The sequence below is a fragment of the Mesorhizobium sp. B2-4-1 genome (assembly GCF_006442185.1).
In the GTDB taxonomy this organism is placed as follows: domain Bacteria; phylum Pseudomonadota; class Alphaproteobacteria; order Rhizobiales; family Rhizobiaceae; genus Mesorhizobium.
Map to the genome: position 1 here is coordinate 501,324 of NZ_VFVN01000002.1, position 23,607 is coordinate 524,930.

Sequence of the window (23,607 nt, forward strand, 5' to 3'; positions counted from 1 at the left end):
GACATTGCAGTTCATCTTGGCGGCCGGCCGCCTTCAACCGGCCTGCGGCGCCGAAGCGATCTCACACCCGTGGCTGTGACTTCACATGGGCAATGTAGCCGCGCACGTCGCTGGCCGGGTCTGCATAGGCCTTGCCGAGCTTCTTCTCCATCGCGGCCATGTAGTCGCTGGCCCATTCCGGCAGGGCATAGTCGATGACGGCGAGAAATTCGAGTGTCGCCGCCAGGCGGATGTCGGCGATAGACGGGTTCTTGCCTCCAATGAAGGGCTTGCCGTCCCTGAAGAAGGAGTGGAACACCTCCAGCGGTTCGGAAATGGCGGCGATCGCCGCCTTCTGCGCCTCGGCCTTCCTGTCGGGATGAGCGTCGCTGTGGCCGACCTCTCCGGCATATTGCGGGAAACCGAGCGCCGGATAGGTGGCGCGCGCCACATAGGGATAGAGCGTACCGATCAGGTAGAACATGGCGCTGTCGATCATCGCCCGCTTGGCAGGCGCCTTGGGGTAGAATTTCTCCAGCCCGTGCTTGTTGGCGAGATACTGCATGATGGCGCAGCTTTCCCAAAGCACCCCGCGCGGCAGGCCCTTGTCCTCGATCATCGGGGTCAGATGGGCCGGGTTGCGCGCCATGAATTCGGGCGAACGCGTGCTGCCCCAGGCGTCGGCCTCGGCATGGTCCAGCCCGGCGGCGCGGGCAAACACCCGAACCGTCATGTTGTTGACGCTGGGCTTCAGCATGCTGATCATCAGGGCGGGGTTCTTCGCCGATTTCCCCTTGGTCCTGGACGCGGTTTTGCCGGCGGTTGCTGCTTTTGACGCCGCCTTGGCCGAAGGCTTTGCCGATATTTTTGGCGCCGGCTTGGTTGAAGCTTTTGCTGCTGGTTTTGCCATAGCCTTTGGTGTGCCCTTAGCTGCCGGCTTCCTCGCACCCTTCGTCGCTGTCTTTGCCATGTGTTCCTCCCTTTGCTTATTCAAAAATCAATACGGATTGCGCGGCGTCCTGTCGGCCGACAAACTCGCGCGCGAGCGCTCGACCAGCGCCTGGATGGCGTCGGCCAGATGCGCCTCGGCAATGTTGTAGTCGCCACGCGCGACGCGGAGCTTGTGCGCTTCCATCAGCACGTCGGCATGGCTAAAGCCGGCCGGCGGCTCGAAACGGTAGGAAGCAAGTTCGATCAGCAGGCCAAGCGGATCCTCGAAATAGATCGAATCCATGAAACCGCGGTCCTTGACGCCACTGTGCTTGATGGCGCGCTCGTCAAGCCGGGCGACCGCCTGCAGGAAGGTCACGCGCGACACGGCAAAGGCGATGTGGTGGACGCAGCCGGTATCCGTCGGGGTGCGGCGCTTTGCCGGCGTGCGGGTCTCGTCGGTAAAGATGGTGATCAGCCGCCCGTCGCCCGGATCGAAATAGAGATGGCTTTCGGCTGCCTTGTCGAGGTTGGGTTGCTCGAAAATGAAAGGCATGCCCAGCACGCCTTCCCAGAAATCGATCGATGTCTGGCGACCGGCGCCGACCAGCGTGATGTGATGGACGCCTTGCGATTGCAGTTTCTGCATTGCGTTCTCCCCCTGATGTCGGCGTTTCGATATCCGTAAGTGCCAGCTGTCAGGCCCACCGCGCATGAAGCGAATGGCGTCTCTTATGCGAGCGCTGGCTTCCTGATCCGCGCCGTTCCCTTGGCTCGCCGAACCTTACGCGCCGGCTTTGTGAGACGATGCTAAACCAATCAGTCGCGCCGCGCCAGAAGCCGCATCGGGATCGGCCCTGCCCCAACGCAAGCACGGCGCTGGAGCAGCGCCATGCAAGGTTTCGCCCCTATAGCTGGCGGGAGCGGAGCCGACAGGGGCCGGAGCCGTTTTCACACAAGGCCGCTTGTCGCATGGCCGATGTCGCCATTCTCGAAACACGCGAAAGGGTTCTCGCCGGTATCCTCCTGACCGGCGCCGCCTATTTGCTTTTTTCGACGCAGGACGCTTCGATCAAGCTGCTGGTAGCCGGCATGAGCGTCTGGCAGATCCTGTTCTTCCGCAGCGTCACCATACTGACCGCCTGCGCGGCGATCGGCGGACGGCATCTCTATGCGGAGACGGCGCGGTCGCCGATCGTGTGGCCGATGCTGTTGCGCGGCGTCTTCACCCTGGCGGCGTGGCTTTGTTATTACAATGCCGCGCGCAGCCTGCAGCTCGCCGAACTGACCACCGTCTATTACGCGGCCCCGATCATCGTCACCGTGCTTTCGGTGGTGATGCTTGGCGAAAAAGTGCCAATGCTGCGCTGGCTGGCGGTGGCAATCGGCTTCGCCGGCGTCTTTGTCGCCTGTGACCCTGCCCATCTCGGCCTGTCCGTGGCGGTGCTGCTTGTGCTGGCCGCCGCTTTCCTGTGGGGCATCGCCATCGTGCTGTTGCGCAAGACAGCACTTGCCGAGCGCTCGATGATCCAGCTCATGCTCAACAATTTCTATTTCCTGATATTCTCGGCGGTGCCCGCGCTGCTTTGGTGGCAGACGCCCGGCTGGAGCGAACTGCTTCTGCTTGCCAGCGTCGGCGCGCTCGGCGGCTTGGCGCAGTATCTTCTCTTCGAAGGCATGAAACGGACGCCGGCCTCGATCATCGCGCCGCTGGAATACACTTCGCTGTTGTGGGCCTTCGCGCTCGGCTTCGCCATCTGGGGCGACGTGCCGCGTCGCGAAGTGTTTTTCGGCGCTGCTCTCATCATCACCGCAGGGCTGCTGATCGTCGGCGGCGAGCATTTTCGCAAACGGCTGTGACGGTCCAGATTGCTGACACTACGATGTCAGAACAGAACCACGTAAATTGGCTTTCATGACCGATGTAGCAGCCGCCACCGACACCGCAGAACGGACACTTGGCATCATCCTGGTGTCGTCGTCGGCGGCGGTGTTCGGATTGACCGGCGTGCTGACCAAATCGATCCATGCCGATCCGCTGACCATCACCTGCTGGCGCGGTTTCGTCGGCTCGATCCTGATCAGCCTCTATGTGCTGTGGCGCCGCCACCGCTCCGGCAACCGCGAGACGCTGCGGCTCGGCTGGCGCGGCTGGCTGCTGGCGGTGGAAGGCGCGCTGGCCAGCATCGCCTTCATCTGCGCCTTCAAATTCACCTTCGTCGCCAATGTCACGGTCATCTACGCGACGTCGCCTTTCATTGCCGCGCTGCTCGCCTTCCTGCTGGTGCGCGAGCCCTTCCGTCTTCAGACGATGTTAGCCGCCGCCGTCTCGCTTTGCGGCGTTGCGGTCATGGTCTGGTCGAGCTTCGGCACAGGCAATCTGTTCGGAGACGGGCTGGCGCTGCTGATGACGATCGGCAGCGCGCTCTACATGATCATGGTGCGCGCCTTCCGCGACACGCCGGCGGTCTGGGCAGGCGCGGTCTCGGCCCTGCTGTTGTTCATACTCGGCTGGTTCGTCACCGACCCGCTTGCCGTCTCGGCAAGGGATGCCGTGCTGCTCGTCGCCTTCGGTTCGAGCTTTGCGCTCTCCTCGATCCTGTGGACGGAAGGCGCGCGGCTCATCCCGGCGGCTGAATCCGGCCTGCTCGGCTCTGCCGAAGTGCCGTTCGCGATCCTGTTTGCCTTCCTTTTCCTGGCCGAGATACCGCCCGTGGCCAGCATGATCGGCGGCGCAATCGTGCTTTGCGCGGTCTTTGCCCATGCCGGCCGCGACTGGCTGTCGGCAAAGCAGCAACAAGCGCCAGGTCCGTTGTGAAAGCCGAGCCCAAAAAAATTTGCGCAGTCACGGAACCATCATCCGGTTCAGGCATTGTTGAGCCGACGGACCACCCCCGAGTCCCCCCAAACCCCTCGGTCCGTCCTACTCCAAGCCGACCGCAAGGTCGGCTTTTTCTTTGGCCCCACGCCTGAAGACAGGCAGCTGTCAGCCAAAAAGTCCTGGCACAGCCAGGCCGGCGCCGAGCAGTGCGGCCAAATCCCGCGCCGGGTTCTCGGTATCGGCGCGCAGCCGGATGGCGAATTCGGCAACGGGCACGGGCGGCAGGTCGAACGTGCGCGGTGCTTCGACGATGCCGGAATGGGCAAAGCGCGCGGTGCGCAGCGTCAGCGCAATGCCGGCCTTGACCGCCGTGCGCAGGCCGGCCAGGCTCGCGCTGCCGGCCGCAACGCGATAGCGCCGGCCGGCCGAATCGAGCGCCGAGATCGCCGCTTCGCGGAAGCCGCAATGCGGATCGAGCAGCGCAAGCGGCAATTCGTCCTGTCGCGCAGCCAGCCCTTTTTGCGAACACAGCCACATCATCGGCTCGCGCAGCAGGCCGATTTCGTCCGGCGTCGCCGCCTGCCGCATAACGATCGCCAGATCCAGGCTACCGCCCTGAAGGGCTTGCGCCAGCTCGGCGGAGCGGCCGACGCGCAGCTCGATCCTGACGCGCGGATGGCTTTCGGCGAAGGCACGCAGCAAATCGGGCAAGCCGCTGTCGGCGAAATCCTGCGTCGTACCGATCGCGATGCGTCCGTCGGCCCTTGCGCCCTTCAGGCCGAGCCAGGCTTCACGATGCGCTGCAAGGATACGCCGGGCATGGCCGACAAGCTCCTCACCGGTCGGCGTCAGGCTGCGGCCCCTGCCCTGCGGCGCCAGGAGCGGTTCGCCGACAGCCTCTTCCAGCCGCTGCATCTGCGCCGTCACAGCCGACGGTGAACGGCCGACGATAGAGGCCGCCTGCGCCAGCGAGCCGCCGTCGGCGAAGGCGAGGAATGTCCTCAAGAGGTCGGGATCGAGCGTTTTCATAATTCGATATTATCGAAGTATTCTCTGAAAACAATTCGATTTTCATGTTTCCTAGTTGGTGACAGGGTTGCATCATCGGCTGACAGAGGCCGCCAGAACCAAGGAGAAGGACAATGCCCATCATCAACGTCAGCGTCACCGGGAAGCCCGACGCCACGCTGTCCGCCAGGATCGCCAAGGAGGCGACCGAACTCACCGCCACGCACCTTCGCAAGGATCCGACCATAACGGCGGTTGCCGTCTCCTATCTCGATCCGCAGCACTGGTTCGCCGGCGGCACGTCGCTGGCCGAGCATGGGACCAATACGTTCTGGCTCGACATCAAGGTGGTCGACGGCACCAACACCAAGCTCGAGCTGGAAGCCTATCTCAAGGCGATCTTCGCCGCCTTCGGGCGCCTGCTCGGGTCCGTGCACGAAGAAAGCTACGCCTTCGTCCACGAAGTGCCGGCCGCCGCCTACGGTTATGGCGGCAAAACGCAGGAATTCCGCTTCATCAGCGGGAGACTGAAGGCGGCGTAAAGGATGCCGCTTTTGCCCTTCCCTTCGTGAGAGGCGGCAAGAGGCCCTTGCGCATTGACCTTGCCCGCACATCGTCTAGGTTCTTGCCGAAGCGGCCGCAGAGCCGAGGTGCAAGGAACGTTGGGAGAGACGCGGCATGATCCTGACACTGGCGCTGCTTGCGGGTCTGGTCGTGGCCTGGCTGCTGATCGGGGTAGTGGAAAAGTTCCGCCTCGGCCTGCGCTTTGCCCAGGCGCTGCTCTACGTGCCGTTCAAGCTCGCGTACCGGATCAGCGACAGCCGCATGGCAATCGCGCGCGATGCGGCGGCGCCAGTCATCTATGTCATCTCACATCAGTCGCACTTCGAACCGGCGCTGATGCTGTCGCTGCTGCCTGACGACACGCTGCACATCCTCGACGGAGCCTCGGCCAGGGCACCATGGCTAGAGCCGTGGCGCGAGCTTGGCCGCACCATCGCCTTCAACGCCGAACACGTCTTCGTCAGCCGCAGGCTGGTGCGCGTGCTGAAGGGCAAGGGCCGGCTTGCCGTCTACCTGCCGGACGCGGTCGAGCCCGACGTCAAGTCGTTCCGGCTGTTTCGCGCTGTCACCCGCATCGCCATGCAGGCCGACGCCCGCATCGTGCCGATCTTCGTCGGCGGCGCCCGCGACCTTCCTGTCTCGCTGACGCCGGCCAGCATCGCGCCAAGGCGCTGGTTCCCTCGCCTGTCGATCAGCGCATTGGAACCAATGACCATCGCCGAGCTGGTGGCGCGCATTCCCGACCAGGCCTCGAACACCAACGCGCTGTTCGACCGCTTCGCCGAGGCGCGCTTCGCAGCCGCCGATCTCGATCGCGGCCTGTTCCTGGCCATGCGTGATGCCGCAACCAGGGTCGGCGCATCCCATCCGATCATCGAGGACGTCGTCTCGGGCGCGCTCAGCTATCGAAAACTGTTCATCGGCGCGCGCGTGCTGGGCAGGCGTTTCGAGGCGGTGACGGCGCCCGGCGAAGCGGTCGGCCTGCTCCTGCCCAACGCCAATGGCGTGGTGCTGTCCCTGGTCGGGCTGCTCTCGGCCGGTCGGGTGGCCGCGATGATCAACTACACCGCGGGTCCGGCCAGCGTCACCGCCGCCATCCGCACGGCGGTGATCCGCACGGTCGTCTCCTCCCGCGCCTTCATCGAGAAGGCCGACCTCGGCGATATCGTGACGGCGGTCGAAAAGGGCGGCGCGAAATTTCTCTGGCTGGAGGATACACGCGCAAGCGTGACGGCGCTGGAAAAGCTTACCGCCGCCTTGCTGTGGCGCTGGCCGCTGCAGCGCCAGTACGCAGCCAAACCCGCGGTCATCCTGTTCACCTCCGGTTCGGAAGGCACGCCGAAGGCGGTGGTGCTGTCGCACAAGAACCTTTACGCCAACGCCATGCAGGCGGAAGCCCGTATCACCATCTCGCCGGCCGATATCCTGCTCAACGTATTGCCTGTGTTCCACTCCTTCGGGCTGACGGGCGGCACCATCCTGCCGCTGGTCACAGGCGTAAAGTTGTTCCTCTACCCCTCGCCTCTCCACTACAAGATCATCCCCGAGATCGCCCGTAAGGTGAAGCCGACGGTCATGTTCGGCACCGACACTTTCCTCGCCAATTACGCGCGCACCGCCAAGGACGGCGATTTTTCCAGCCTGCGCTTCGTCGTCGCCGGCGCCGAAGCGGTGAAGCCGGAAACCCGCCGCACCTATCGCGAGCGTTTCCAGGCCGAGATCATCGAAGGCTTTGGGCTGACCGAGGCCGCGCCCGTGGTTGCCGTCAACACCGCCATCCATAGCCGCGACGGCACCGTCGGGCGGCTGCTGCCGGCCATCCGCATGAAGCTCGAACCCGTCGACGGCATCGATGGCGCCGGCCGTCTGTGGCTCGACGGCCCGAATATGATGATGGGCTACATGACCGCCGACCGACCGGGCGAATTGCAGCGGCTCGAGGGCTGGCACGACACCGGCGACATCGTCTCGGTCGACCGCGAGGGCTTCATCACCATTCGCGGCCGGGCCAAGCGTTTCGCCAAGATCGCCGGCGAGATGGTGTCGCTGGGTGCGGTCGAGATGCTGGTGCAGTCGCTGTGGCCGGAAGAGCGCCATGCCGCCGTGGCGGTGCCCGACAAACGGCGCGGCGAGCGCATCGTGCTGGTGACCACCGCCGACGATGCGAGTGCCGAGGAACTGCGCCAATTCGGCAAGAAGGCCGGGGCGGCCGAACTGATGGTGCCCAACGACATCGTCAAGGTGGAAGAGATCCCGGCGCTGGGCTCGGGCAAGACCGACTATGTGTCGGCCCGCAGACTGGCCATCGATCGTCTGGGGCTGAGTGCGGCGGCGTAGGCGAACGGCCTGAAGGGTCGTCTCGCCTAAATCGCAGGCCCGGGCGCAAAGCGCTGGCCTTCAATGCACCCTCTGTCGCCTTCGGCGACATCCCCGCCTTCAAAGAGGGATAACAGCGTTATCCTATATCCGAAGGCGGCACCTGCTCGCCTTCCAGCCTGGCGCGCTTCGAATAGGCACGCACGCTGAAGGGCAGGAAGAGGAGATAACCGGCGACGGAGGCCGTCAGCGTGTACCAGGGATAGGTCATCAAGAGCAGGATGTAGAGCACGACCCCCAGGATGACCGGCAATACCTTGTCACCCGGCACCTTGACGCTCTTACCCGAATAGACCGGCAAACGGCTGACCAGCAGGAAGGCGACCAGTACGGTGAAGCCGGTGGCGATGAAGGCGGCCGGGCGGCCGGGCTCCAGCCCAAGCCGCAGGAAATACAGATAAAGCGGCAGCATCACCAGCACGGCGCCCGCCGGCGCCGGTACCCCAACGAAATATTCGGTCTGCCATGCCGGCCGCTCGGCCTTTTCCTCGTCAAGAACATTGAAGCGGGCGAGCCGCATGCCGCAGGCGATGGTGAACAAAAGGGCGGCAATCCAGCCCGGCGATCCCGCGCGGTCGAGCAGGAAAGCGTAAAGCACCAGCGCGGGCGCGACGCCGAAATTGACGATGTCGGCCAGCGAATCCATCTGCGCGCCGAATTTCGACGTTGCCTTCAGCATTCGCGCCAACCGGCCGTCTATGCCGTCGAGGAACGCGGCGAGCAGCACCATGACCACCGCGGGCTCGAAGCGGTTCTCGAAAGCGAAGCGGATGCCGGACAAGCCGGCACAGATGGCGAGCACCGTAACCAGATTGGGCAGCACCATGCGCATCGGGATTTCGCGGATGCGCGGGCCGCCGCTGGCATGCGCCTCGAATTTCTTGAACGGCGCGCCCACCGGTCAGGAGATCCGCACGAGAGGCGTGGCGGCGATACCGCCGAATTCCGCCAGCACCGTTTCGCCGGCGACGGCCGTCTGGCCGACGGCCACCCGTGGGGTCGCCGCCTCCGGCAGGAAGACATCGACGCGCGAACCGAAGCGGATCAGGCCGAAACGCTCGCCGATGGCGATCGAGCCGCCGGTCTCGGCCCAGCAGACGATGCGCCGCGCCACGAGGCCGGCGATCTGCACCGCCGCGACGGTGCCGTTGGGGCTGTCGATGACCAGCCCGTTGCGCTCGTTCTCGGTGCTTGCCTTGTCGAGTTCGGCATTGAGGAATTTTCCGGGCCGATGCTCGATGCGGGAAATCTTGCCGCGCACCGGGGCGCGGTTCACGTGGCAGGAAAAGACGTTCATGAACACCGATATCCGGGTCATTTCGGTATTGCCGAGGCCAAGCTCGCGCGGCGGCACGGCCGGGCCGACCGCCGAGATGACGCCGTCGGCGGGGCTCACCACCAGACGGTCGTCGACCGGCGTCACCCGCTCGGGATCGCGGAAGAAATAGGCGCACCAGGCGGTGAGGATGAGCCCGATCCAGAACAGGATCGAGGAGAAATAGCCGAGGAAAAGCGTGCCCGCGCCGAACGCGGCGATGAACGGATAGCCCTCGCGATGGATCGGTACGAACGCGTTCTTGACCGTATCGACAAGGCTCATGGGATGGGGCAGTCCCTGTTTCAGGTCCGGCCTCAATAACCGAAACACCCTCTGCCCGCAACGCGACAATGGGGGGAAGGGCGCGCAGTAGCCTTTTAGAATTGTCGGCCGCCATGTCGGCAAGCCATACGCTCGCCCGTCCTTGACAGGACAGTGCCCCGCGACGCCTTCGGAACGGTGACGTGGGTCACGCAGCCAAGGAGCCAGCAATGTCATCCGTTGCCGAGAACGCCAAGATTATCGCCAAGGGCCTCGCTTTCGGGGAATCGCCGCGTTGGCATGAGGGACGCCTGTGGCTCTGCAACTGGGGTACCAGAGAGATCGTCGCCGTGAGCGACGAGGGCAAGAGCAGGGTGATGCTCACCGTGCCAGCGGTCCTGCCCTACTCCATCGACTGGCTGCCGGATGGCAGGTTGCTCGTGATTTCAGGCCGCGAAGGCCTGCTGCTAAGGCAGGAGGTGGATGGCAGGCTCGTCACCCATGCCGATCTGCGCGATCTTTCGAAAAGCCCCTGGAACGAGATCGTCGTCGATGGGCGCGGCAATATCTATGTCAATGGCGGCGGCCCGGCGCCGGCACCCGGCCAGCATTTCGGCCCGGGCACGATCGTGCTGATCACGCCGGACGGGACGGCCAGGCAAGTGGCTGGGAATATCGCGTTTGCCAATGGCATGGCTGTGACCCCGGACAACAGGACGCTGATCATTGCCGAATCCCACTCCAACCGGCTGACCGCCTTCGACATAGCCGCCGACGGCACTCTGGCTAATCGGCGGGTGTGGGCCGATGTCGACGGCTATCCCGACGGCATCTGCCTCGATGCCGAAGGGGCGGTCTGGTACGCGGATGTTCCCAACAAGCGCTGTGCGCAGGTACGCGAAGGCGGTGAAGTGATGCAGACCGTGACCGCCGATCGCGGCTGCTTCGCCTGCATGCTGGGCGGTGTCGACGGCAGGACGCTGTTCATCACCGTCGCCGAATGGGCCGGCTTCGACCACATGTCGAGCGACGCCCGCACTGGTCAGGTGCTGGGCGTCGCTGTTTCCTCGCCTGGCGCGGGATGGCCGTCTTACATTTCGGGCACACGCTGATTGGCGAAAGCGACGGAGATAGCCAACGCCGCTACGACAGCTCCGACGTGCGCCTGCGCACCACCACACCCAGTTCGTCGCTTTCGCGGGCGATGCGCAGACGCTCCTCGGCTTCGGTCGCCTCGCGCTGGCGGTCCCACATCGAGGCGTAAAGCCCGTGCTTGCGCATCAGATCGGCATGTGTGCCGCGTTCGGCGATCTGGCCGTCCTTGAGCACGATGATTTCGTCGGCCGTGATCACCGTCGACAGCCGGTGGGCGATGACGATGGTGGTGCGGCCCCGGCTGACCAGGTCGAGCGCGGCCTGGATTTCCTGTTCGGTATGGCTGTCCAGCGCCGAAGTCGCCTCATCGAGCATCAGGATTGGCGGCGCCTTGAGGATGGTGCGGGCAATCGCCACGCGCTGCTTCTCGCCGCCGGAAAGCTTCAGCCCGCGCTCGCCGACCATCGAGCGGTAACCCTCGGGCAGCCGCTCGATGAAGGGGCCGATCTGGGCGAGTTCGGCCGCCTTGCGCACCTCCTCCTCGCTGGCGCCGATGCGGCCGTAGCGGATGTTGTAGGCGATGGTGTCGTTGAACAGCACGGTGTCCTGAGGCACCATGCCGATCGCCGCGCGCAGGCTCTCCTGCGTCACCTCCCTGACATCCTGGCCGTCGATCAGCACCTGGCCCGACTGGATGTCGTAGAAGCGGAACAGCAGCCGCGAGATGGTCGACTTGCCCGCGCCCGAAGGACCGACGATGGCGACGGTCTTGCCGGCCGGCACCTCGAAGCTGATGCCTTTCAGGATCTTGCGGTTCGGGTCGTAGGAGAAATGCACGTCACGGAATTCGACCTTGCCGGCCTCGATCGCGAGCGGCCTGGCATCAGATTTGTCGACGATCTCCTGCGGCACGTCGAGCAGGTCGAACATCTGCTCGATATCGGTGAGGCCCTGGCGAATCTCGCGGTAGATGAAGCCGATGAAATTGAGCGGCACCGAGAGCTGCATCAGCATGGCGTTGATGAAGACGAAATCACCGACGGTCTGCGTGCCACGTTGCACTTCGAGCGCGGACATGCACATCACGATGACCGTGCCCAGCCCATAGATGACGCCCTGGCCGAAATTCAGCCAGCCGAGCGACGTCCAGATTCTCGTCGCCGACATCTCGTAGCGCGCCATGGAGCGGTCGAAGCGCTCGGCCTCCATGGCCTCGTTGTTGAAATATTTGACCGTCTCGAAATTGAGCAGAGAGTCGATCGCCTTGGTGTTGGCGTCGGTGTCGCTGTCGTTCATGTCGCGGCGGATCGAAATGCGCCAGTCGCTGGCGCGAACCGTGAACCAGACATAGAGCCAGACGGTGACCGCCACCACGGCTACGTATTTCCAGCCATAGGTGTAGGCGAAGATGCCCGTGGTCAGCGCGAATTCGAGGATGGTCGGCGCCGTGTTGAGCATGATGAAGCGCACGATCGTCTCGATGCCCTTGGTGCCGCGCTCGATGATGCGCGACAAGCCGCCGGTGCGCCGTTCGAGATGGAAGCGCAGGGACAACTGGTGCATGTGGACGAAGGTGCGGAAGGCAAGCTGGCGCACCGCGTACTGGCCGACGCGGGCAAACAGCGCGTCGCGCAACTGGTTGAAGCCGAGTTGCACGAGCCGCACCACATTGTAGGCGACAACCAACATGACCGGGGCGAGCAGGAAGGCGGGCAGCGGCGGCGTCGATCTGCCGTCACCGGCCAAGGCGTCGGTCGCCCATTTGAAGAAATAGGGTCCCGCGACCAATGTCAGCTTGGCAACCACCAGCAGAATTGTCGCCCAGGTGACGCGCGCCCGCAGATCGGCACGATCCGCCGGCCACATATAGGGCCAGAGGTTAAGCAGCGTCTTGAAGGTCGGGGAATCGGCGGAGACGGTTTTTTCGGCCACTTTTCTTGCCTTTTGGGTGAGAGGGTCAGCGGCTGGTCGAGCAGGAAACGACGAGCGCGCTCAGCGAAGCCGACACGCCGGCAAGCGCGGCTTGGTCCACCTCGTAGCGCGAGCGCTGGCGGTCAGGCGCGAAGCGCACCAGCCCCGCCTCGACCAGGATCTTCAGATGCTGCGAGACGGTCGACTGGGCGAGATCGAGATGGTCGACAACGTCCCGACAGCAGCAGAAACCGCTGGCGGACAGGCGTTTCAGGATCTCGATGCGCGCAGGGTGCGAGAGCGCGGCGAAGCGGGCCGCGATGGAGTGGCTGTCGGTGGTGCAAGAGGTTGGCGCGCTCGTCGCGCGGTCCGGTTCAGGCAGGGACTCGGTCATCGTTCATCGGCGATAGACGATGAACAGTGACGAGGCAAGCTGGCCGGATGGGGAGATTGCAGGCGGAGGGCTGCGAAGGATCGGCTTCGGAACGGCTTGCAGCCGCCCCGCTGACGCTTGCCTACTCCGTCTTCGCCGAATGCGTCGTCATCTGGTCACCCATCGCCTTGAGGTCGGCGGCCTCGCCTTCCTTAGACCGTGGCGGGACCTTGAACACCTGTCCCGGCCAGATGCGGTCGGGATTGCGGATCTGGTCCTGGTTGGCGAGATAGATTGTCGAGTAGCGCATGCCATAACCGTAAACGCGCCGCGAAATCCGCCACAGCGTATCGTGGCGGCGGATGATCACGGCGCCGTTGGCATGTTCGAGCTTAGGTGAAACAGTCTCGGCCACATCGGAAGGCGGCGTGGCCACTGCATCGGCCGGAGCCGGTTCCGCCGGGTTGGCGGGCGCTTCAGCGGCAGCCGACGGTTCGGCAGACTTTGCATCGGCCGCCTTGGATCCAGCAGGCGCCACGGCGGCGACCGCCTCGCCCGGTTCGCGCTCGAACGGTACGGCGGCGCGGGCCACCACCTTCACCCCGTCGGCATCGAGGCCATCGACACGGATGGTGTAACTGCCGACCGGTACGTCGCGCCTCGCCTCAACCAGGAAATGGCCATTCGGCGATGTCTGCGCTTCGCCAAGCAGGATGTCGTTGGCATAGGCGCGCACCTTGCGGCCCGGGTCGGCGAGGCCGGCGACAAAGATCTTGCTGCCGTCAATCTCGACCGCTTCGACAACGATCTTGGGTTCGGCCACGGATGGCGCGGGCGGCGTTGTCGGCGCCGCAGGAGCAGGCGTTGCTTCGATGGCGGCGGACGCGCCTGGCGCCGGAGCCGCGGCTGCAGGCGCTTCCGGTGTTGTCTGCGGCTGGGGCACGGTCAGCAGTTCGGCCGGCTTGCCCGGTTCCTCGACCATGGCCAGCACCTGGCCGCTCGCATTGGCGGGAATGGAGACGACGGCCGTCTGGGCGGAAGCGGTCGCGACATCGCCGGCGGTGGAGCGCAAGGCAATCGTATAGTCACCAGGCTTCAGCGGATCATCGAGCACGATGACGAAGGCGCCATCCGGACCGGCGACCGTCGAGCCGATCACGGTCGAACCGTTGAGGATCTCGACCTTTGAATTGGGCGCGGCATTGCCGGCGACGACGATCGAACCATCGCCTTCAACGCGCACCACGTCGAAGGTCGGGGCGATCGGACCCGCGACGGCAGGCGCGGTTGCCTCAGAGGTGGGAGCGGACGGTGCCGCAGCCTGCGGCAGCCGCGCTTCCGTGCCCGGATTGGCCGGCTTCGGCGCCACAGCCGGAGCCTGCGCCGCGACGTCCGCCGGCGGCGTGCGATTGAAATATGGGTCGAGCGCGCCCGACACATAGGCGGTTCCCGCGACCGCAACGGTCCCACCCGCCGCGAACAGAAACGCCTTCAACGGATTGATCGCCATCTACTTCCCTGCCCCTTAGCCACCTAACGCCGGTCTAGCCTGTTTTACCATCACCGACAAGAAAAAGCCCGGACTTCTCGGCCCTTAGGGCTTGACCGCGCTTTCAGACCCAATCACCAATCATCGGCATGAATACGATTCGATCCGTCTGCGTGTATTGCGGCTCGTCTCCGGGCCGTGATGAAACCTATGCCAAGGCTGGTCACCTGCTCGGGCGATCGCTTGCGCGCTCCGGCCTCAGGCTGATCTATGGCGGCGGCACCAAAGGTATCATGGGCGCCGTCGCTGAAGGCGCGCTCAAGGCCGGCGGCAAGGTCACCGGCATCATTCCCCGCTTCCTGATCAACAGGGAAGCAACCGAAACCGCGCTAGACCGGCTCGACGAGCTCGTGATCACCGAAAACATGCACGAGCGCAAACATAAGATGTTCGAGAAATCCGACGCCTTTGTGGCGCTGCCGGGCGGCATCGGCACAGTCGAGGAGATCGTCGAGGTCATGACCTGGGCGCAACTTGGCCATCACCGAAAGCCGATCGTCTTCGGCAATGTCGGCGGATTCTGGGATCCGATGCTGGCGCTTATCGACCATATGGCAACCGAAGGCTTCATTCACACCGCACAGCGGGTCAAGCCGCTGGTCGTCAATGACCCCGAGGCAATCGTCGCCGCCATCATGGTGGCAGGCTCCTCGGTCGATGCGCCGACGGAGGGCGTGCAGTCGGTGATAGATAAGATGTAGGGGAGTAAGGGAGTAAGGGAGTAAGGGAGTAGGGGAGTAAGGGGAGTAGGGGAGTAAGGCAGTAGCGGAAGACAGAACCTACTGCCCTACTGCCCTACTCCAGCCTGCCGCAGATCAGCGATTACCGCCCGCCGATCTTGGCGCCGCCAGGCAAGATGGATCGAGACCTTGCGCTCGAACCATGGCAGGTCCCGAAACAGGATCCCGGGCGGCGCGGCGATGCGCAGGCTCGACTGGACGGTGGCAAGGCCGAGGCCGGCGCTGACAAGGCCGAGCGAGGTCAACGGGTCCGCCGTCTCATAGGCGATATCGGGCAGGAAACCCGCCTTGGCGCAGGCGGCCAGGAACTGGCCGCGATTGGTGTCGTCGGGCTGGCGCACGACGGTGATCCAGACGCGGCCGTCGAGATGGTGCGGCTGGATATCGGCCACTTCGGCGAGCGGATCGCCTTCGGGCATCGCCAGCGCCAGCGGCTCGTGGCGCAGCGGCGTGCTGGCGATATCGGGATCGTCTGCGGCGGGCGGCGAATAGACCAGGCCCAGATCCAGCGACCGCTGCCGCAGCTCCTCGATCTGCGCCGCCGAGCGCAGGCTTCTCAACTGGAGATGAAAATCCGGCCGGTCGCGGCGGAATTGGCGCAGCATCGCGGCGACAAGCCCGGCGTGCACGGCGCCTTCGACATAGCCGATGGCAAGACGCCCGACAGACCCGCTGGCAAGGTTTCGACCAAGTTCCTCCAGCCGGCGCGCGTTCGACAGCAGCGCGCGGGCCTCGGCGAGAAAGGCGCGGCCCTCGGCATTGAGATGGACGCGCTGTTTTACCCGTTCGAACAGGGTTACGCCAAGCTGCTGTTCAAGCTGCATGATCTGCCGGCTCAGCGGCGACTGCGAAATATGCAGCAGCTCGGCGGCGCGACCGACATTGCCGGTTTCCGCGACGGCGACGAAATATCGGATCTGGCGCAAGTCGAACATTTTTTGCTCCGCGCGGCATCAAGTCTTCAAAAGTCTCAACTTTAGCCTAATCAGTCTTGGACAGTCTGACCATCCAGCGCGATACCTGCCGTCACCTACCGCTGACAAACAGGAGACCGACATGCAGTTCTTTGCCCTCCTCACCCGCAACACCGAAAAATTCGCCGATGCCGATTTCGCGCCGCTGCTGCCCGGCGAGGCCGAGCAGCGGCGCACGCTCTACGCCCAGGGCGCGGTTCGCCAGGTCTGGAACCGTGGCGACATTCCCGGGAGCGGCATGATGTTCGAGGCGGCCAGCGATGCTGACGTGCGCAATCATCTCGGCAGCTTGCCGCTGGTCAAGGCCGGCATGATGGACATTGCCGCAATCGTGCCGCTGAACCCTTATCCCGGTTTCGGTCCGAAGCGCTAAGTGCGGCAGTCGCAATGCGGTGGCGGCGAAAGGCGCCGCCGCACTGACGCGGCCGCTCGAGAGAGTGTGATCGGCTGTCAAGGAACCGTCACACGAAACCCCGCCGCCCATGCTAGATGTTGCAATCACGCGCCGCCAAGCGGTGCGATGCTCGAAATATGCATCCGGCACTACACCATGGATACTGCTCTCGCCCCGGAAGGCGCCGACCTGTCGCCCTACCTGCCAGACGAGCATGGGCTGTTCTTCATCTATCATTTCACCGCCGACGGCCTGCGCACCAAGGATGCCGCCGGCGCGCAATGGACGTGGCGCAGCTACCAGCTTTCCGACATGCGCGCACGCCACGAGATCGCCGCCGAACAGGCCCTGCCGGCGCCAGTGCGCGAGGCCTTCCTGTCCGCCAGCCATGGCTGCCACATCGACCTCGAGGATGACTGGCTCTACGGCGACCTGCCGGACCTGCGTCACGACTATTCGGCGGAAGCCGGCGGGCTCGGCCATTTCCGTTTCGCCCTCAACGACACCATGCTGGTCGGCGCCCGCAAGCAGCCCTTGCAGTCGGTCGACAATATCCGCAAGGCGATCGAGAACGGCTCGCGCAAGTTTCGCTCGCCGGCCGAGCTGATCGAGGCGGTCGTGGGCCAGTCGTTCGACGGCATGGCGGTGGAACTCGCTGCACTTGGCGACAGTCTCGACGGCATCGAGGACCGCATCGTCTGCGACGCATGGCACAATGAGCGGCAGGCGCTCGTCGATGCGCGCCGGCACCTGGTGGTGATCCACCGGCAGATGGCGACCCTGACCAATCTGTTTCGCCATCTCGACCATTCGCACCGCAACGACCTGCCCGATTCGATCAACGACATGGCAGCACGGCTTTCGCACCGCGCGCAGACGCTGCACTATGATGGCGAGCAGTTGCAGGCGCGCGCCAGGCTGTTGCAGGACGAGCTGATGGCCAAGCTGACGACGCAGTCGAACCGGCTGCTCTACGTGCTGTCGGTGATGACCGCGGTGCTGTTGCCAATGACGATCATCTCGGGCCTGTTCGGCATGAATGTCGGCGGCTTGCCGCTGGTCAACACGCCGATAGGCTTCTGGGTGGTGACTGCGGTTTCGATGCTGATCGCCGGAGCGACCTATCTCTTCGTCAGGCGGCTCGGGCAGATGTAGCCCGGCGCGCCGTCGCCAGCATCGACCAGGAATACATGGCCAGCGCCGCCCAGATCAGGGCAAAGGCGACAGCCTGGGTGGTGTCGAACGGCTCTTTGAAGATCAGCACGGCGATCAGGAACACAATGGTCGGCGCAATATATTGCATGATGCCTATGGTGGAGAGACGCAAAAGCCTGGCGCCGAATGCGAACAGCAGCAGCGGCACCGCGGTCACCGGCCCGCAACCGGCCAGCAACGCCGCATCGACGCCGTTGCCGGAAACGAAATGGTCCTGTCCGGTGGCGATCAGCCAGGCGATATAACCCAAGGCCGGCACCGACAACAGAAGCACTTCGAGCAGAAAACCCTGGCTGGGGCCGATCGGCAGCGTCTTGCGGAAAAAACCGTAGGCGGCGAAGGAAAAGGCCAGCGCCAGCGATACCCATGGCAACTTGCCAGCCTCGATCGTCAGCACGGCGACCGCGATCGCCGCAAGCACCACGGCCGCGATCTGCAGCCGATCGAGCCGCTCGCCGAGCAGCAGGGCGCCGACCACGACGCTGACCAGGGGATTGATGTAATAGCCAAGGGCGGTTTCTACGGTGCGGTCGACGGCGATCGCCCAGACGTAGACGCCCCAATTGACCGAGATCAGCGCCGCCGTCAGCGCCGCCATGGCGATCGTGCGGGGCGAACGGATTGCCGCCTTGAAATCCGCCGTGCGGCCGGCCCAGACCAGAACCGCGGCGGCGATCGGCACCGACCAGACGATGCGGTGGGCAATCACCTCGGCAAGCGGCAGGTGCGCAACCGCTTTCATGTAGAAAGGCAGCAAACCCCACAAGAAATAGGCACCCAGCGCCAGCAGGAAGCCGCGGCGGGCTTTTGAAACTGCGTCCTGGGTAATTGCTTCAGCGGCCATGGCCCAACGCTATGGCCCAGTAACCTTGGCAAGACCATCGCAAAGTTCTGATGGATCAATGGACTTTCGCTGATGGTTCAAGCGGTGTGCCTTGCTCCGCTACACGCCTGCCAACGCAACGCTTTGTTCTACCGTGAGTAGGCTACCTCTCTAGAGGTGGCTCATAGCCCTCCCGGATTTCCCGCCCAGGCGGCGGCTGCGGTTTCTGTTCGTCACGCGGCCGTTCGTCTTCTTTGTCTTTGTCATCGCCCATTTCAATCACTCCTCAGCCAAAAATAAGATAGTGACCGTAAGTTATGATTCCGCAAGCGAAGGGCAACAAGCTCCAGGCAAACCAGCGTTTCGCCTGAAAATAATTTTCTGTTTTTTCGTCATTTGCCCGCGCATTGTGCGTCCCAAATAACACAAATTGACGTGTCACTGCGTCAGCAAATTCCCTCTCAGCTGCCTGATTATTCTCTCGATAATACGACTCCAACTCGGTATAATATTTCATCATTTCGCTCGGATAATCAACATATTTGTAGGTTCTGCCGTAAAATCCTATGAGCAGAAATAATATAGAACCCCCTAAAACAAATGCACATACCGCAAATAGAGAAAGTATCATCCTCTTGTCCGGATAGGGGTTCTTCTCACCAATATCACTTACGACAAAGACCATCGAGACAATAATTCCGGTGACGGCCGTCAGCATAACCCCGACAGAGCCGTCTAACTTATCCTTCCTTTCAATTTCAAAGGAGTACATCTCTTTGAAGAAGAGGTTGACGTCCATATCTCACTCCGCCGCCACCAGACCCGCCATGTCCCGGTTCTTCATCAGCTTGTAGATGATGGAATCCATCAGCGCCTGGAACGAGGCGTCGATGATGTTTTCGGAAACGCCGACCGTCCACCAGCGGGCACCGGTCGCATCATGCGATTCGATCAGAACGCGAGTGATCGCCTCGGTGCCGCCATTGAGGATACGCACCTTGAAGTCGGCGAGTTCCAGATCGGCGATTTCGCCCTGGTATTTGCCGAGATCCTTGCGCAGCGCGATGTCGAGCGCATTGACGGGGCCGTGCCCCTCGGCCACCGACATCTTCTCCTCGCCCTCGACCAGCACCTTGACCACCGCTTCCGACACCGTCTTCAACTGGCCATTGGCATCGAAGCGGCGTTCGATCATGCAGCGGAACGAGGTGACATGGAAGAACTCGGGCAAACCGTGCAGCATCTTGCGTGCCAGAAGCTCGAAGGAGGCGTCGGCGCCCTCATAGGCATAGCCGGAGGCCTCACGCTCCTTGACCACCGATATCAATGCGTCGAGCCGGTGATCGTCCTTCGGCACATCGATGCCGCGCCGCTTTAGCTCGGCCAGGAAATTGGCCTTGCCGCCCTGGTCGGAAACCATGACGCGGCGGCGGTTGCCAACCGCTTCCGGCGGCACATGCTCGTAGGTCGCAGGTTCCTTGGCGAGCGCCGAAGCGTGGATGCCGGCCTTGGTGGCGAAGGCTGAAGCGCCGACATAGGGCGCCTGCGCCTCCGGAGCGCGGTTCAAGAGTTCGTCGAAGGCGCGCGACAAGCGCGAAATGCCGGTAAGCGCCTCGGCGGAAATCCCCGTCTCGAAACGGTCGGCGAAGGCCGGCTTCAACGCCAGCGTCGGCACGATGGAGATCAGATTGGCGTTGCCGCAGCGTTCGCCAATGCCGTTCAGCGTGCCCTGGATCTGGCGCACGCCCGCTTCGACCGCGGCCAGCGAATTCGCCACCGCCTGGCCGGTGTCATCATGGGCATGGATGCCGAGATGGTCGCCGGGAATGCCCGCGGCGACGACCCTTTCGACGGTTGCGCGTAGTTCCGAGGGCTGCGTGCCGCCATTGGTGTCGCACAGCACCACCCAGCGCGCGCCGGCATCATAAGCGGTCTTGGCGCACGCCAGCGCATAATCCGAATTGGCCTTGAACCCGTCGAAGAAATGCTCGCAATCGACCATCGCCTCCTTCCCCGCAGCAATGGCGGCTTCCACCGAGGCCTTGATGGACTCCAGATTCTCCTCATTGGTACAGCCGAGCGCCACACGGACATGATAGTCCCAGCTCTTGGCGACAAAGCAGATGGCGTCCGACCGCGACTGGACGAGTGCGGCAAGCCCGGGATCGTTGGAAGCCGACACCCCCGCCCGCTTGGTCATGCCGAAGGCGACGAACTTTGCCTGCGCGGTGCGCTTTTCCCTAAAGAAGGCCGTGTCGGTCGGGTTGGCGCCGGGGTAACCGCCCTCGACATAGTCGAGGCCGAATTCGTCGAGCAGCTTGGCGATGGCGATCTTGTCCTCGACCGAGAAGTCGATACCGGGCGTCTGCTGGCCATCGCGAAGTGTTGTGTCGAAGAGGTAGAGGCGTTGCTTTTTCATCGTCCTGTGGGCGCTTGAACGCCCCCCTCTGTCCTACCGGACATCTCCCCCTCAAGGGGGGAGATCGGCAGTTCGAATGTCCCGCCATCACCTGCGGCGCTGAAAATTTGCGAAACCCCAGGTGATGGCCAATCTCCCCCCTTGAGGGGGAGATGGCCGGCAGGCCAGAGGGGGGTGAGCGCCGACATCAGTTTTTCCCCACAAACCCATCCGTCGCCCGGATCAGCCGGTCCAATATCCCTGGCTCGGAATAGGCATGGCCGGCACCCTCGATCAGGTGAAAATCCGCCTTCGGCCAGGCCTTGTGCAGCGCCCAGGCGTAGCGTGCCGGGCACGGCATGTCGTAGCGGCCGTGGACGATGGTGCCGGGAATGTCCTTCAACTTCCAGGCATCGCGCAGCAACTGTCCCTCCTCCAGCCAACCGGCATGGACGAAGTAGTGGTTCTCTATGCGGGCGAAGGCGACGGCGTAGTCGTCCTCACCAAACGGTCCGCTGGTCTCCGGCTCGGGCAAAAGCGTGATCGTCTCGCCTTCCCACAGGCTCCAGGCGCGGGCCGCCTCGATCTGCGCGTTTCTGTCGGACCCTACCAGCCGCTTGCGATAGGCGGCCATCATGTCGCCGCGCTCGGCCTCGGGGATCGGCGCCAGGAAGCGCTCCCACTTGTCGGGAAACATCTCGGAGACGCCGAACTGATAGTACCATTCGAGTTCGGGGCGGGTCAGCGTGTAGATGCCCCGCACGACGAGCTCACTGACGCGTTGCGGGTGCGTCTCGGCGTAGGCGAGCGCCAGCGTCGAACCCCAGGAACCGCCGAAGACCAGCCATTTGTCGAAGCCGGCCATTTCGCGCAGGCGCTCGATATCGGCGACCAGGTGCCACGTGGTGTTGGCCTCCAGCGAGGCATTCGGCGTCGACTTGCCGCAACCGCGCTGGTCGAACAGGATGACGTCGTAGAGAGCGGGATCGAACAGCCGCCGATGCTTTGGCGAGATGGTGCCGCCCGGCCCGCCATGCAGGAATACCGCCGGCTTGGCGCCTTTGGTGCCGGAGCGTTCCCAATAGACCTGGTGGCCGTCGCCGACGTCGAGCATACCGCTCTCGAAAGCTTCGATCTCGGGATAAAGCGTGCGCAGTTCAGAGCTCATAGTTGCAAACCTTTGGACGGCCAGTCCGTCGTTTCATGGTCGGGATGCTGGAAGGAGATGATCTCCTCCTGCCTAGCGTAGTAGTCTGGATCCTGGTGGACGGGCTGGTCGAAGATCGTCTCCACCCAAGGCAGCCGCCCGGCGTAATTGACCTGGATCTGCGGCGCCAGGTCGGAGCGATCGTCGAAGGCGCCTATGGCGATCTCGAAGCCGCCGGGCTGGCGGTAGGTCAGCGGCGTGCCGCAGCGGGCGCAGAAACCGCGATCGATGTTGACCGAGGACTGGAAATAGCTCGGCTCCTCACGTGTCCATTCGACGCCGTCCTTCGGCGCTGTCACCAGGGCGCCGAAAAAGGAACCGAACTGTTTCTGGCACATGCGACAGTGGCAGATGGACGGGCGTCCAAGCTTGCCCTTGATGCGGAAGCGCACGGCGCCGCACTGGCAGCCGCCGGTTCGAATGGTCTCGCTCATGATGTTTTCTCCGGCGGCCATTGCTCGGTGTCGTGGTCGGGATGCTGGTAGGAGACAAGCTCTGCCAGATAGGGGGCCGAACCCATATCCGCCATCGTATCCTCGCCCGGCAATTCTGGAATGGAATCCACGTAAGGCAGCTTTGCCTCGGTGCCCCACTGGATGGTCGGCGCGATATCAGCCGGAGCGTCGAACGCAGCAATCGCCAACGCCATGCCGTCCGGCGCCTCGAAAGTCAGCGGCGTTCCGCATTCGGCGCAGAAGCCGCGCCAGGCAGCGTTCGACGAGCGGAAGCGCTTGGGCTCGCCGCGCGTCCAGTCCACCTTGGCGCCGCGCACCGAGACCAGCGGAAGGTAGAAATTGCCGCTCGCCTTCTGGCACATGCGGCAATGGCAGACCGAGGCATCGCCGAGTGCGCCCTCGACGCGAAAGCGCACGGCGCCGCACTGGCAGCCGCCGGTGTAGATCGGCCGGTTGTCGAGGCTCATGGCAGGTCACTCCGCATCATGGCACACGGCCTCGACATTGTTACCGTCGGGATCGAAGACGAAGGCGCCATAGTAGTTCGCATGATAGTGCGGGCGCAGGCCCGGCCCGCCATTGTCTATGCCGCCGGCGGCAAGAGCGGCTGCATGGAAGGCGTCGACCTCGGCGCGGCTGCGCGCGGTGAAGGCAACGTGCTGGCGGGCCTTTTGCCCCTCCTTGCCTTCCTGGAGCCAGAACACCGGCCGATCGCGGCCGTAGCCACCGACCTTGGCGCCGCCGGTGTATTCCAGCGGCACCATATGGAGCAGCGAGGCCCCAAGCGGCGCCATCGCCTTGTCATAGAAAGCCTTCGAAGCGTCAAAGTCAGCAACGTCGATGCCGAGATGGTCGATCATGGAACGAACTCCTCCGTTGCTGGTTCCGGCATTTCCGCGCCAGCCAGGCCGGCCGCAATCACGATGTGCTGACAGACATTGTCGATATCCCGGATCACGTCATCATTCCAGAAGCGCAGGGCGGTCCAGCCGAGCGCTGTGAGCTTGGCTGTTCGCGCGGTGTCAGACGCCGAGACCTCATGAGAGGCGTGCTGAGAACCATCCAGCTCCACGATCAGCTTCCTGTTAGGGCAAGCAAAATCGACGATGTAGCCCGCTATTGGCATTTGACGTCGAAACGCCAGCCCCATGAGTCGGTGTGCGCGTATCTCATTCCAAAGCTTCAGTTCGGCGTCGGTCATAGCCTTGCGCATCTT

Annotated in this window: 25 protein-coding genes; 8 read left to right on the forward strand and 17 right to left on the reverse strand. The window is 63.7% G+C overall.

The features are described from left to right. Positions 1 to 61: 61 nt before the first annotated feature. Entirely contained in the window at positions 62 to 949 is an 888-nt protein-coding gene (locus tag FJ949_RS07095; protein WP_140494491.1) for a glutathione S-transferase family protein, read from the reverse strand. Between the two features lie 27 nt (positions 950 to 976). Continuing rightward, entirely contained in the window at positions 977 to 1,558 is a 582-nt protein-coding gene (locus FJ949_RS07100; protein ID WP_140494493.1) for a VOC family protein, read from the reverse strand. Positions 1,559 to 1,881: 323 nt separating this feature from the next. Between FJ949_RS07100 and FJ949_RS07105 the strand changes: the two genes are divergently transcribed. After that, the gene (locus FJ949_RS07105; protein ID WP_140494495.1) at positions 1,882 to 2,769 is read left to right on the forward strand and encodes a DMT family transporter; all 888 of its coding nucleotides are present in this window, start codon (positions 1,882 to 1,884) and stop codon (positions 2,767 to 2,769) included. Between the two features lie 55 nt (positions 2,770 to 2,824). Continuing rightward, positions 2,825 to 3,727: a DMT family transporter gene (locus tag FJ949_RS07110; protein ID WP_140494497.1), complete on the forward strand. Its 903-nt coding sequence runs from the start codon at positions 2,825 to 2,827 to the stop codon at positions 3,725 to 3,727. Between the two features lie 168 nt (positions 3,728 to 3,895). Here the strand turns inward: FJ949_RS07110 and FJ949_RS07115 are convergent, their stop codons facing one another. Beyond that, positions 3,896 to 4,759, reverse strand: a complete 864-nt coding sequence (locus tag FJ949_RS07115; RefSeq protein WP_140494499.1) for a LysR substrate-binding domain-containing protein — start codon at positions 4,757 to 4,759, stop codon at positions 3,896 to 3,898. 113 nt (positions 4,760 to 4,872) lie between these two features. On the opposite strand from FJ949_RS07115, the gene FJ949_RS07120 reads away from it, so the two are divergent. Next, positions 4,873 to 5,280 carry a 4-oxalocrotonate tautomerase family protein gene (locus FJ949_RS07120; RefSeq protein ID WP_140494501.1) on the forward strand — a complete coding sequence of 136 codons (408 nt, stop codon included), beginning with the start codon at positions 4,873 to 4,875 and terminating at the stop codon, positions 5,278 to 5,280. 136 nt (positions 5,281 to 5,416) lie between these two features. Then, on the forward strand, positions 5,417 to 7,639 hold the full coding sequence (locus FJ949_RS07125; RefSeq protein WP_140494503.1) for an AMP-binding protein: 2,223 nt from the start codon (positions 5,417 to 5,419) through the stop codon (positions 7,637 to 7,639). A 118-nt stretch (positions 7,640 to 7,757) separates the two neighbouring features. On the opposite strand, the gene FJ949_RS07130 is transcribed toward FJ949_RS07125, so the two are convergent. Together FJ949_RS07130 and FJ949_RS07135 are read right to left on the reverse strand one after the other, a co-directional pair. After that, positions 7,758 to 8,576: a phosphatidylcholine/phosphatidylserine synthase gene (locus FJ949_RS07130; RefSeq protein WP_140494505.1), complete on the reverse strand. Its 819-nt coding sequence runs from the start codon at positions 8,574 to 8,576 to the stop codon at positions 7,758 to 7,760. A gap of 3 nt (positions 8,577 to 8,579) precedes the next feature. Continuing rightward, positions 8,580 to 9,278, reverse strand: a complete 699-nt coding sequence (locus tag FJ949_RS07135; RefSeq protein ID WP_140494507.1) for a phosphatidylserine decarboxylase — start codon at positions 9,276 to 9,278, stop codon at positions 8,580 to 8,582. A 209-nt stretch (positions 9,279 to 9,487) separates the two neighbouring features. Between FJ949_RS07135 and FJ949_RS07140 the strand changes: the two genes are divergently transcribed. After that, complete coding sequence (locus FJ949_RS07140) at positions 9,488 to 10,369, forward strand: SMP-30/gluconolactonase/LRE family protein (RefSeq protein ID WP_140494509.1); 882 nt, start codon at positions 9,488 to 9,490, stop codon at positions 10,367 to 10,369. A gap of 31 nt (positions 10,370 to 10,400) precedes the next feature. On the opposite strand, the gene FJ949_RS07145 is transcribed toward FJ949_RS07140, so the two are convergent. From FJ949_RS07145 to FJ949_RS07155, 3 genes are all read right to left on the reverse strand, one after another. Further along, on the reverse strand, positions 10,401 to 12,284 hold the full coding sequence (locus FJ949_RS07145) for an ABC transporter ATP-binding protein/permease (protein ID WP_140494512.1): 1,884 nt from the start codon (positions 12,282 to 12,284) through the stop codon (positions 10,401 to 10,403). Between the two features lie 25 nt (positions 12,285 to 12,309). Beyond that, on the reverse strand, positions 12,310 to 12,657 hold the full coding sequence (locus FJ949_RS07150; RefSeq protein WP_140494514.1) for a metalloregulator ArsR/SmtB family transcription factor: 348 nt from the start codon (positions 12,655 to 12,657) through the stop codon (positions 12,310 to 12,312). A gap of 121 nt (positions 12,658 to 12,778) precedes the next feature. Further along, on the reverse strand, positions 12,779 to 14,146 hold the full coding sequence (locus FJ949_RS07155; RefSeq protein ID WP_140494516.1) for an Ig-like domain-containing protein: 1,368 nt from the start codon (positions 14,144 to 14,146) through the stop codon (positions 12,779 to 12,781). Positions 14,147 to 14,274: 128 nt separating this feature from the next. On the opposite strand from FJ949_RS07155, the gene FJ949_RS07160 reads away from it, so the two are divergent. Then, on the forward strand, positions 14,275 to 14,886 hold the full coding sequence (locus FJ949_RS07160) for a TIGR00730 family Rossman fold protein (RefSeq protein WP_140494518.1): 612 nt from the start codon (positions 14,275 to 14,277) through the stop codon (positions 14,884 to 14,886). Positions 14,887 to 14,972: 86 nt separating this feature from the next. On the opposite strand, the gene FJ949_RS07165 is transcribed toward FJ949_RS07160, so the two are convergent. Continuing rightward, entirely contained in the window at positions 14,973 to 15,860 is an 888-nt protein-coding gene (locus FJ949_RS07165; RefSeq protein WP_140494520.1) for a LysR substrate-binding domain-containing protein, read from the reverse strand. 121 nt (positions 15,861 to 15,981) lie between these two features. Between FJ949_RS07165 and FJ949_RS07170 the strand changes: the two genes are divergently transcribed. Further along, a complete protein-coding gene (locus tag FJ949_RS07170) occupies positions 15,982 to 16,272 on the forward strand; it encodes a muconolactone Delta-isomerase family protein (RefSeq protein WP_140494522.1) in 291 nt (96 codons plus the stop codon). Between the two features lie 177 nt (positions 16,273 to 16,449). Then, positions 16,450 to 17,448 (forward strand): transporter, encoded by a 999-nt coding sequence (locus FJ949_RS07175; RefSeq protein WP_140494524.1) that lies wholly within the window; start codon positions 16,450 to 16,452, stop codon positions 17,446 to 17,448. On the opposite strand, the gene rarD is transcribed toward FJ949_RS07175, so the two are convergent. The 8 genes from rarD to FJ949_RS07215 form a co-directional block, all read right to left on the reverse strand. Beyond that, a complete protein-coding gene (rarD, locus tag FJ949_RS07180; RefSeq protein WP_140494526.1) occupies positions 17,426 to 18,352 on the reverse strand; it encodes an EamA family transporter RarD in 927 nt (308 codons plus the stop codon). The genes FJ949_RS07175 and rarD overlap by 23 nt on opposite strands. Before the next feature lie 265 nt (positions 18,353 to 18,617). After that, positions 18,618 to 19,130, reverse strand: a complete 513-nt coding sequence (locus tag FJ949_RS07185; protein WP_140494528.1) for a hypothetical protein — start codon at positions 19,128 to 19,130, stop codon at positions 18,618 to 18,620. A 3-nt stretch (positions 19,131 to 19,133) separates the two neighbouring features. Then, complete coding sequence (gene cimA, locus FJ949_RS07190) at positions 19,134 to 20,750, reverse strand: citramalate synthase (RefSeq protein ID WP_140494530.1); 1,617 nt, start codon at positions 20,748 to 20,750, stop codon at positions 19,134 to 19,136. A gap of 187 nt (positions 20,751 to 20,937) precedes the next feature. Further along, entirely contained in the window at positions 20,938 to 21,897 is a 960-nt protein-coding gene (gene pip, locus FJ949_RS07195) for a prolyl aminopeptidase (RefSeq protein WP_140494532.1), read from the reverse strand. Further along, entirely contained in the window at positions 21,894 to 22,370 is a 477-nt protein-coding gene (locus FJ949_RS07200) for a GFA family protein (RefSeq protein ID WP_140494534.1), read from the reverse strand. Before FJ949_RS07200 ends, pip begins: the two co-directional genes overlap by 4 nt. Continuing rightward, complete coding sequence (locus FJ949_RS07205; RefSeq protein ID WP_140494536.1) at positions 22,367 to 22,858, reverse strand: GFA family protein; 492 nt, start codon at positions 22,856 to 22,858, stop codon at positions 22,367 to 22,369. Before FJ949_RS07205 ends, FJ949_RS07200 begins: the two co-directional genes overlap by 4 nt. 6 nt (positions 22,859 to 22,864) lie before the next feature. Further along, complete coding sequence (locus FJ949_RS07210; RefSeq protein ID WP_140494538.1) at positions 22,865 to 23,251, reverse strand: VOC family protein; 387 nt, start codon at positions 23,249 to 23,251, stop codon at positions 22,865 to 22,867. Continuing rightward, positions 23,248 to 23,592, reverse strand: a complete 345-nt coding sequence (locus FJ949_RS07215; protein ID WP_246671777.1) for an endonuclease domain-containing protein — start codon at positions 23,590 to 23,592, stop codon at positions 23,248 to 23,250. The genes FJ949_RS07210 and FJ949_RS07215 overlap by 4 nt, the downstream gene beginning before the upstream one ends. Positions 23,593 to 23,607 lie beyond the last annotated feature (15 nt).

Coding starts and splice junctions, on each gene's coding strand:
- FJ949_RS07165 (WP_140494520.1), bottom strand. CDS start 15,860: ATGTTCGACTTGCGCCAGATCCGATATTTCGTCGCCGTCGCGGAAACC.
- FJ949_RS07135 (WP_140494507.1), bottom strand. CDS start 9,278: ATGAGCCTTGTCGATACGGTCAAGAACGCGTTCGTACCGATCCATCGC.
- FJ949_RS07200 (WP_140494534.1), bottom strand. CDS start 22,370: ATGAGCGAGACCATTCGAACCGGCGGCTGCCAGTGCGGCGCCGTGCGC.
- FJ949_RS07205 (WP_140494536.1), bottom strand. CDS start 22,858: ATGAGCCTCGACAACCGGCCGATCTACACCGGCGGCTGCCAGTGCGGC.
- FJ949_RS07185 (WP_140494528.1), bottom strand. CDS start 19,130: ATGGACGTCAACCTCTTCTTCAAAGAGATGTACTCCTTTGAAATTGAA.
- FJ949_RS07115 (WP_140494499.1), bottom strand. CDS start 4,759: ATGAAAACGCTCGATCCCGACCTCTTGAGGACATTCCTCGCCTTCGCC.
- pip (WP_140494532.1), bottom strand. CDS start 21,897: ATGAGCTCTGAACTGCGCACGCTTTATCCCGAGATCGAAGCTTTCGAG.
- FJ949_RS07110 (WP_140494497.1), top strand. CDS start 2,825: ATGACCGATGTAGCAGCCGCCACCGACACCGCAGAACGGACACTTGGC.
- FJ949_RS07100 (WP_140494493.1), bottom strand. CDS start 1,558: ATGCAGAAACTGCAATCGCAAGGCGTCCATCACATCACGCTGGTCGGC.
- FJ949_RS07125 (WP_140494503.1), top strand. CDS start 5,417: ATGATCCTGACACTGGCGCTGCTTGCGGGTCTGGTCGTGGCCTGGCTG.
- FJ949_RS07105 (WP_140494495.1), top strand. CDS start 1,882: ATGGCCGATGTCGCCATTCTCGAAACACGCGAAAGGGTTCTCGCCGGT.
- FJ949_RS07140 (WP_140494509.1), top strand. CDS start 9,488: ATGTCATCCGTTGCCGAGAACGCCAAGATTATCGCCAAGGGCCTCGCT.
- FJ949_RS07095 (WP_140494491.1), bottom strand. CDS start 949: ATGGCAAAGACAGCGACGAAGGGTGCGAGGAAGCCGGCAGCTAAGGGC.
- FJ949_RS07175 (WP_140494524.1), top strand. CDS start 16,450: ATGGATACTGCTCTCGCCCCGGAAGGCGCCGACCTGTCGCCCTACCTG.
- FJ949_RS07155 (WP_140494516.1), bottom strand. CDS start 14,146: ATGGCGATCAATCCGTTGAAGGCGTTTCTGTTCGCGGCGGGTGGGACC.
- rarD (WP_140494526.1), bottom strand. CDS start 18,352: ATGGCCGCTGAAGCAATTACCCAGGACGCAGTTTCAAAAGCCCGCCGC.
- FJ949_RS07120 (WP_140494501.1), top strand. CDS start 4,873: ATGCCCATCATCAACGTCAGCGTCACCGGGAAGCCCGACGCCACGCTG.
- FJ949_RS07210 (WP_140494538.1), bottom strand. CDS start 23,251: ATGATCGACCATCTCGGCATCGACGTTGCTGACTTTGACGCTTCGAAG.
- FJ949_RS07160 (WP_140494518.1), top strand. CDS start 14,275: ATGAATACGATTCGATCCGTCTGCGTGTATTGCGGCTCGTCTCCGGGC.
- cimA (WP_140494530.1), bottom strand. CDS start 20,750: ATGAAAAAGCAACGCCTCTACCTCTTCGACACAACACTTCGCGATGGC.
- FJ949_RS07215 (WP_246671777.1), bottom strand. CDS start 23,592: ATGACCGACGCCGAACTGAAGCTTTGGAATGAGATACGCGCACACCGA.
- FJ949_RS07170 (WP_140494522.1), top strand. CDS start 15,982: ATGCAGTTCTTTGCCCTCCTCACCCGCAACACCGAAAAATTCGCCGAT.
- FJ949_RS07150 (WP_140494514.1), bottom strand. CDS start 12,657: ATGACCGAGTCCCTGCCTGAACCGGACCGCGCGACGAGCGCGCCAACC.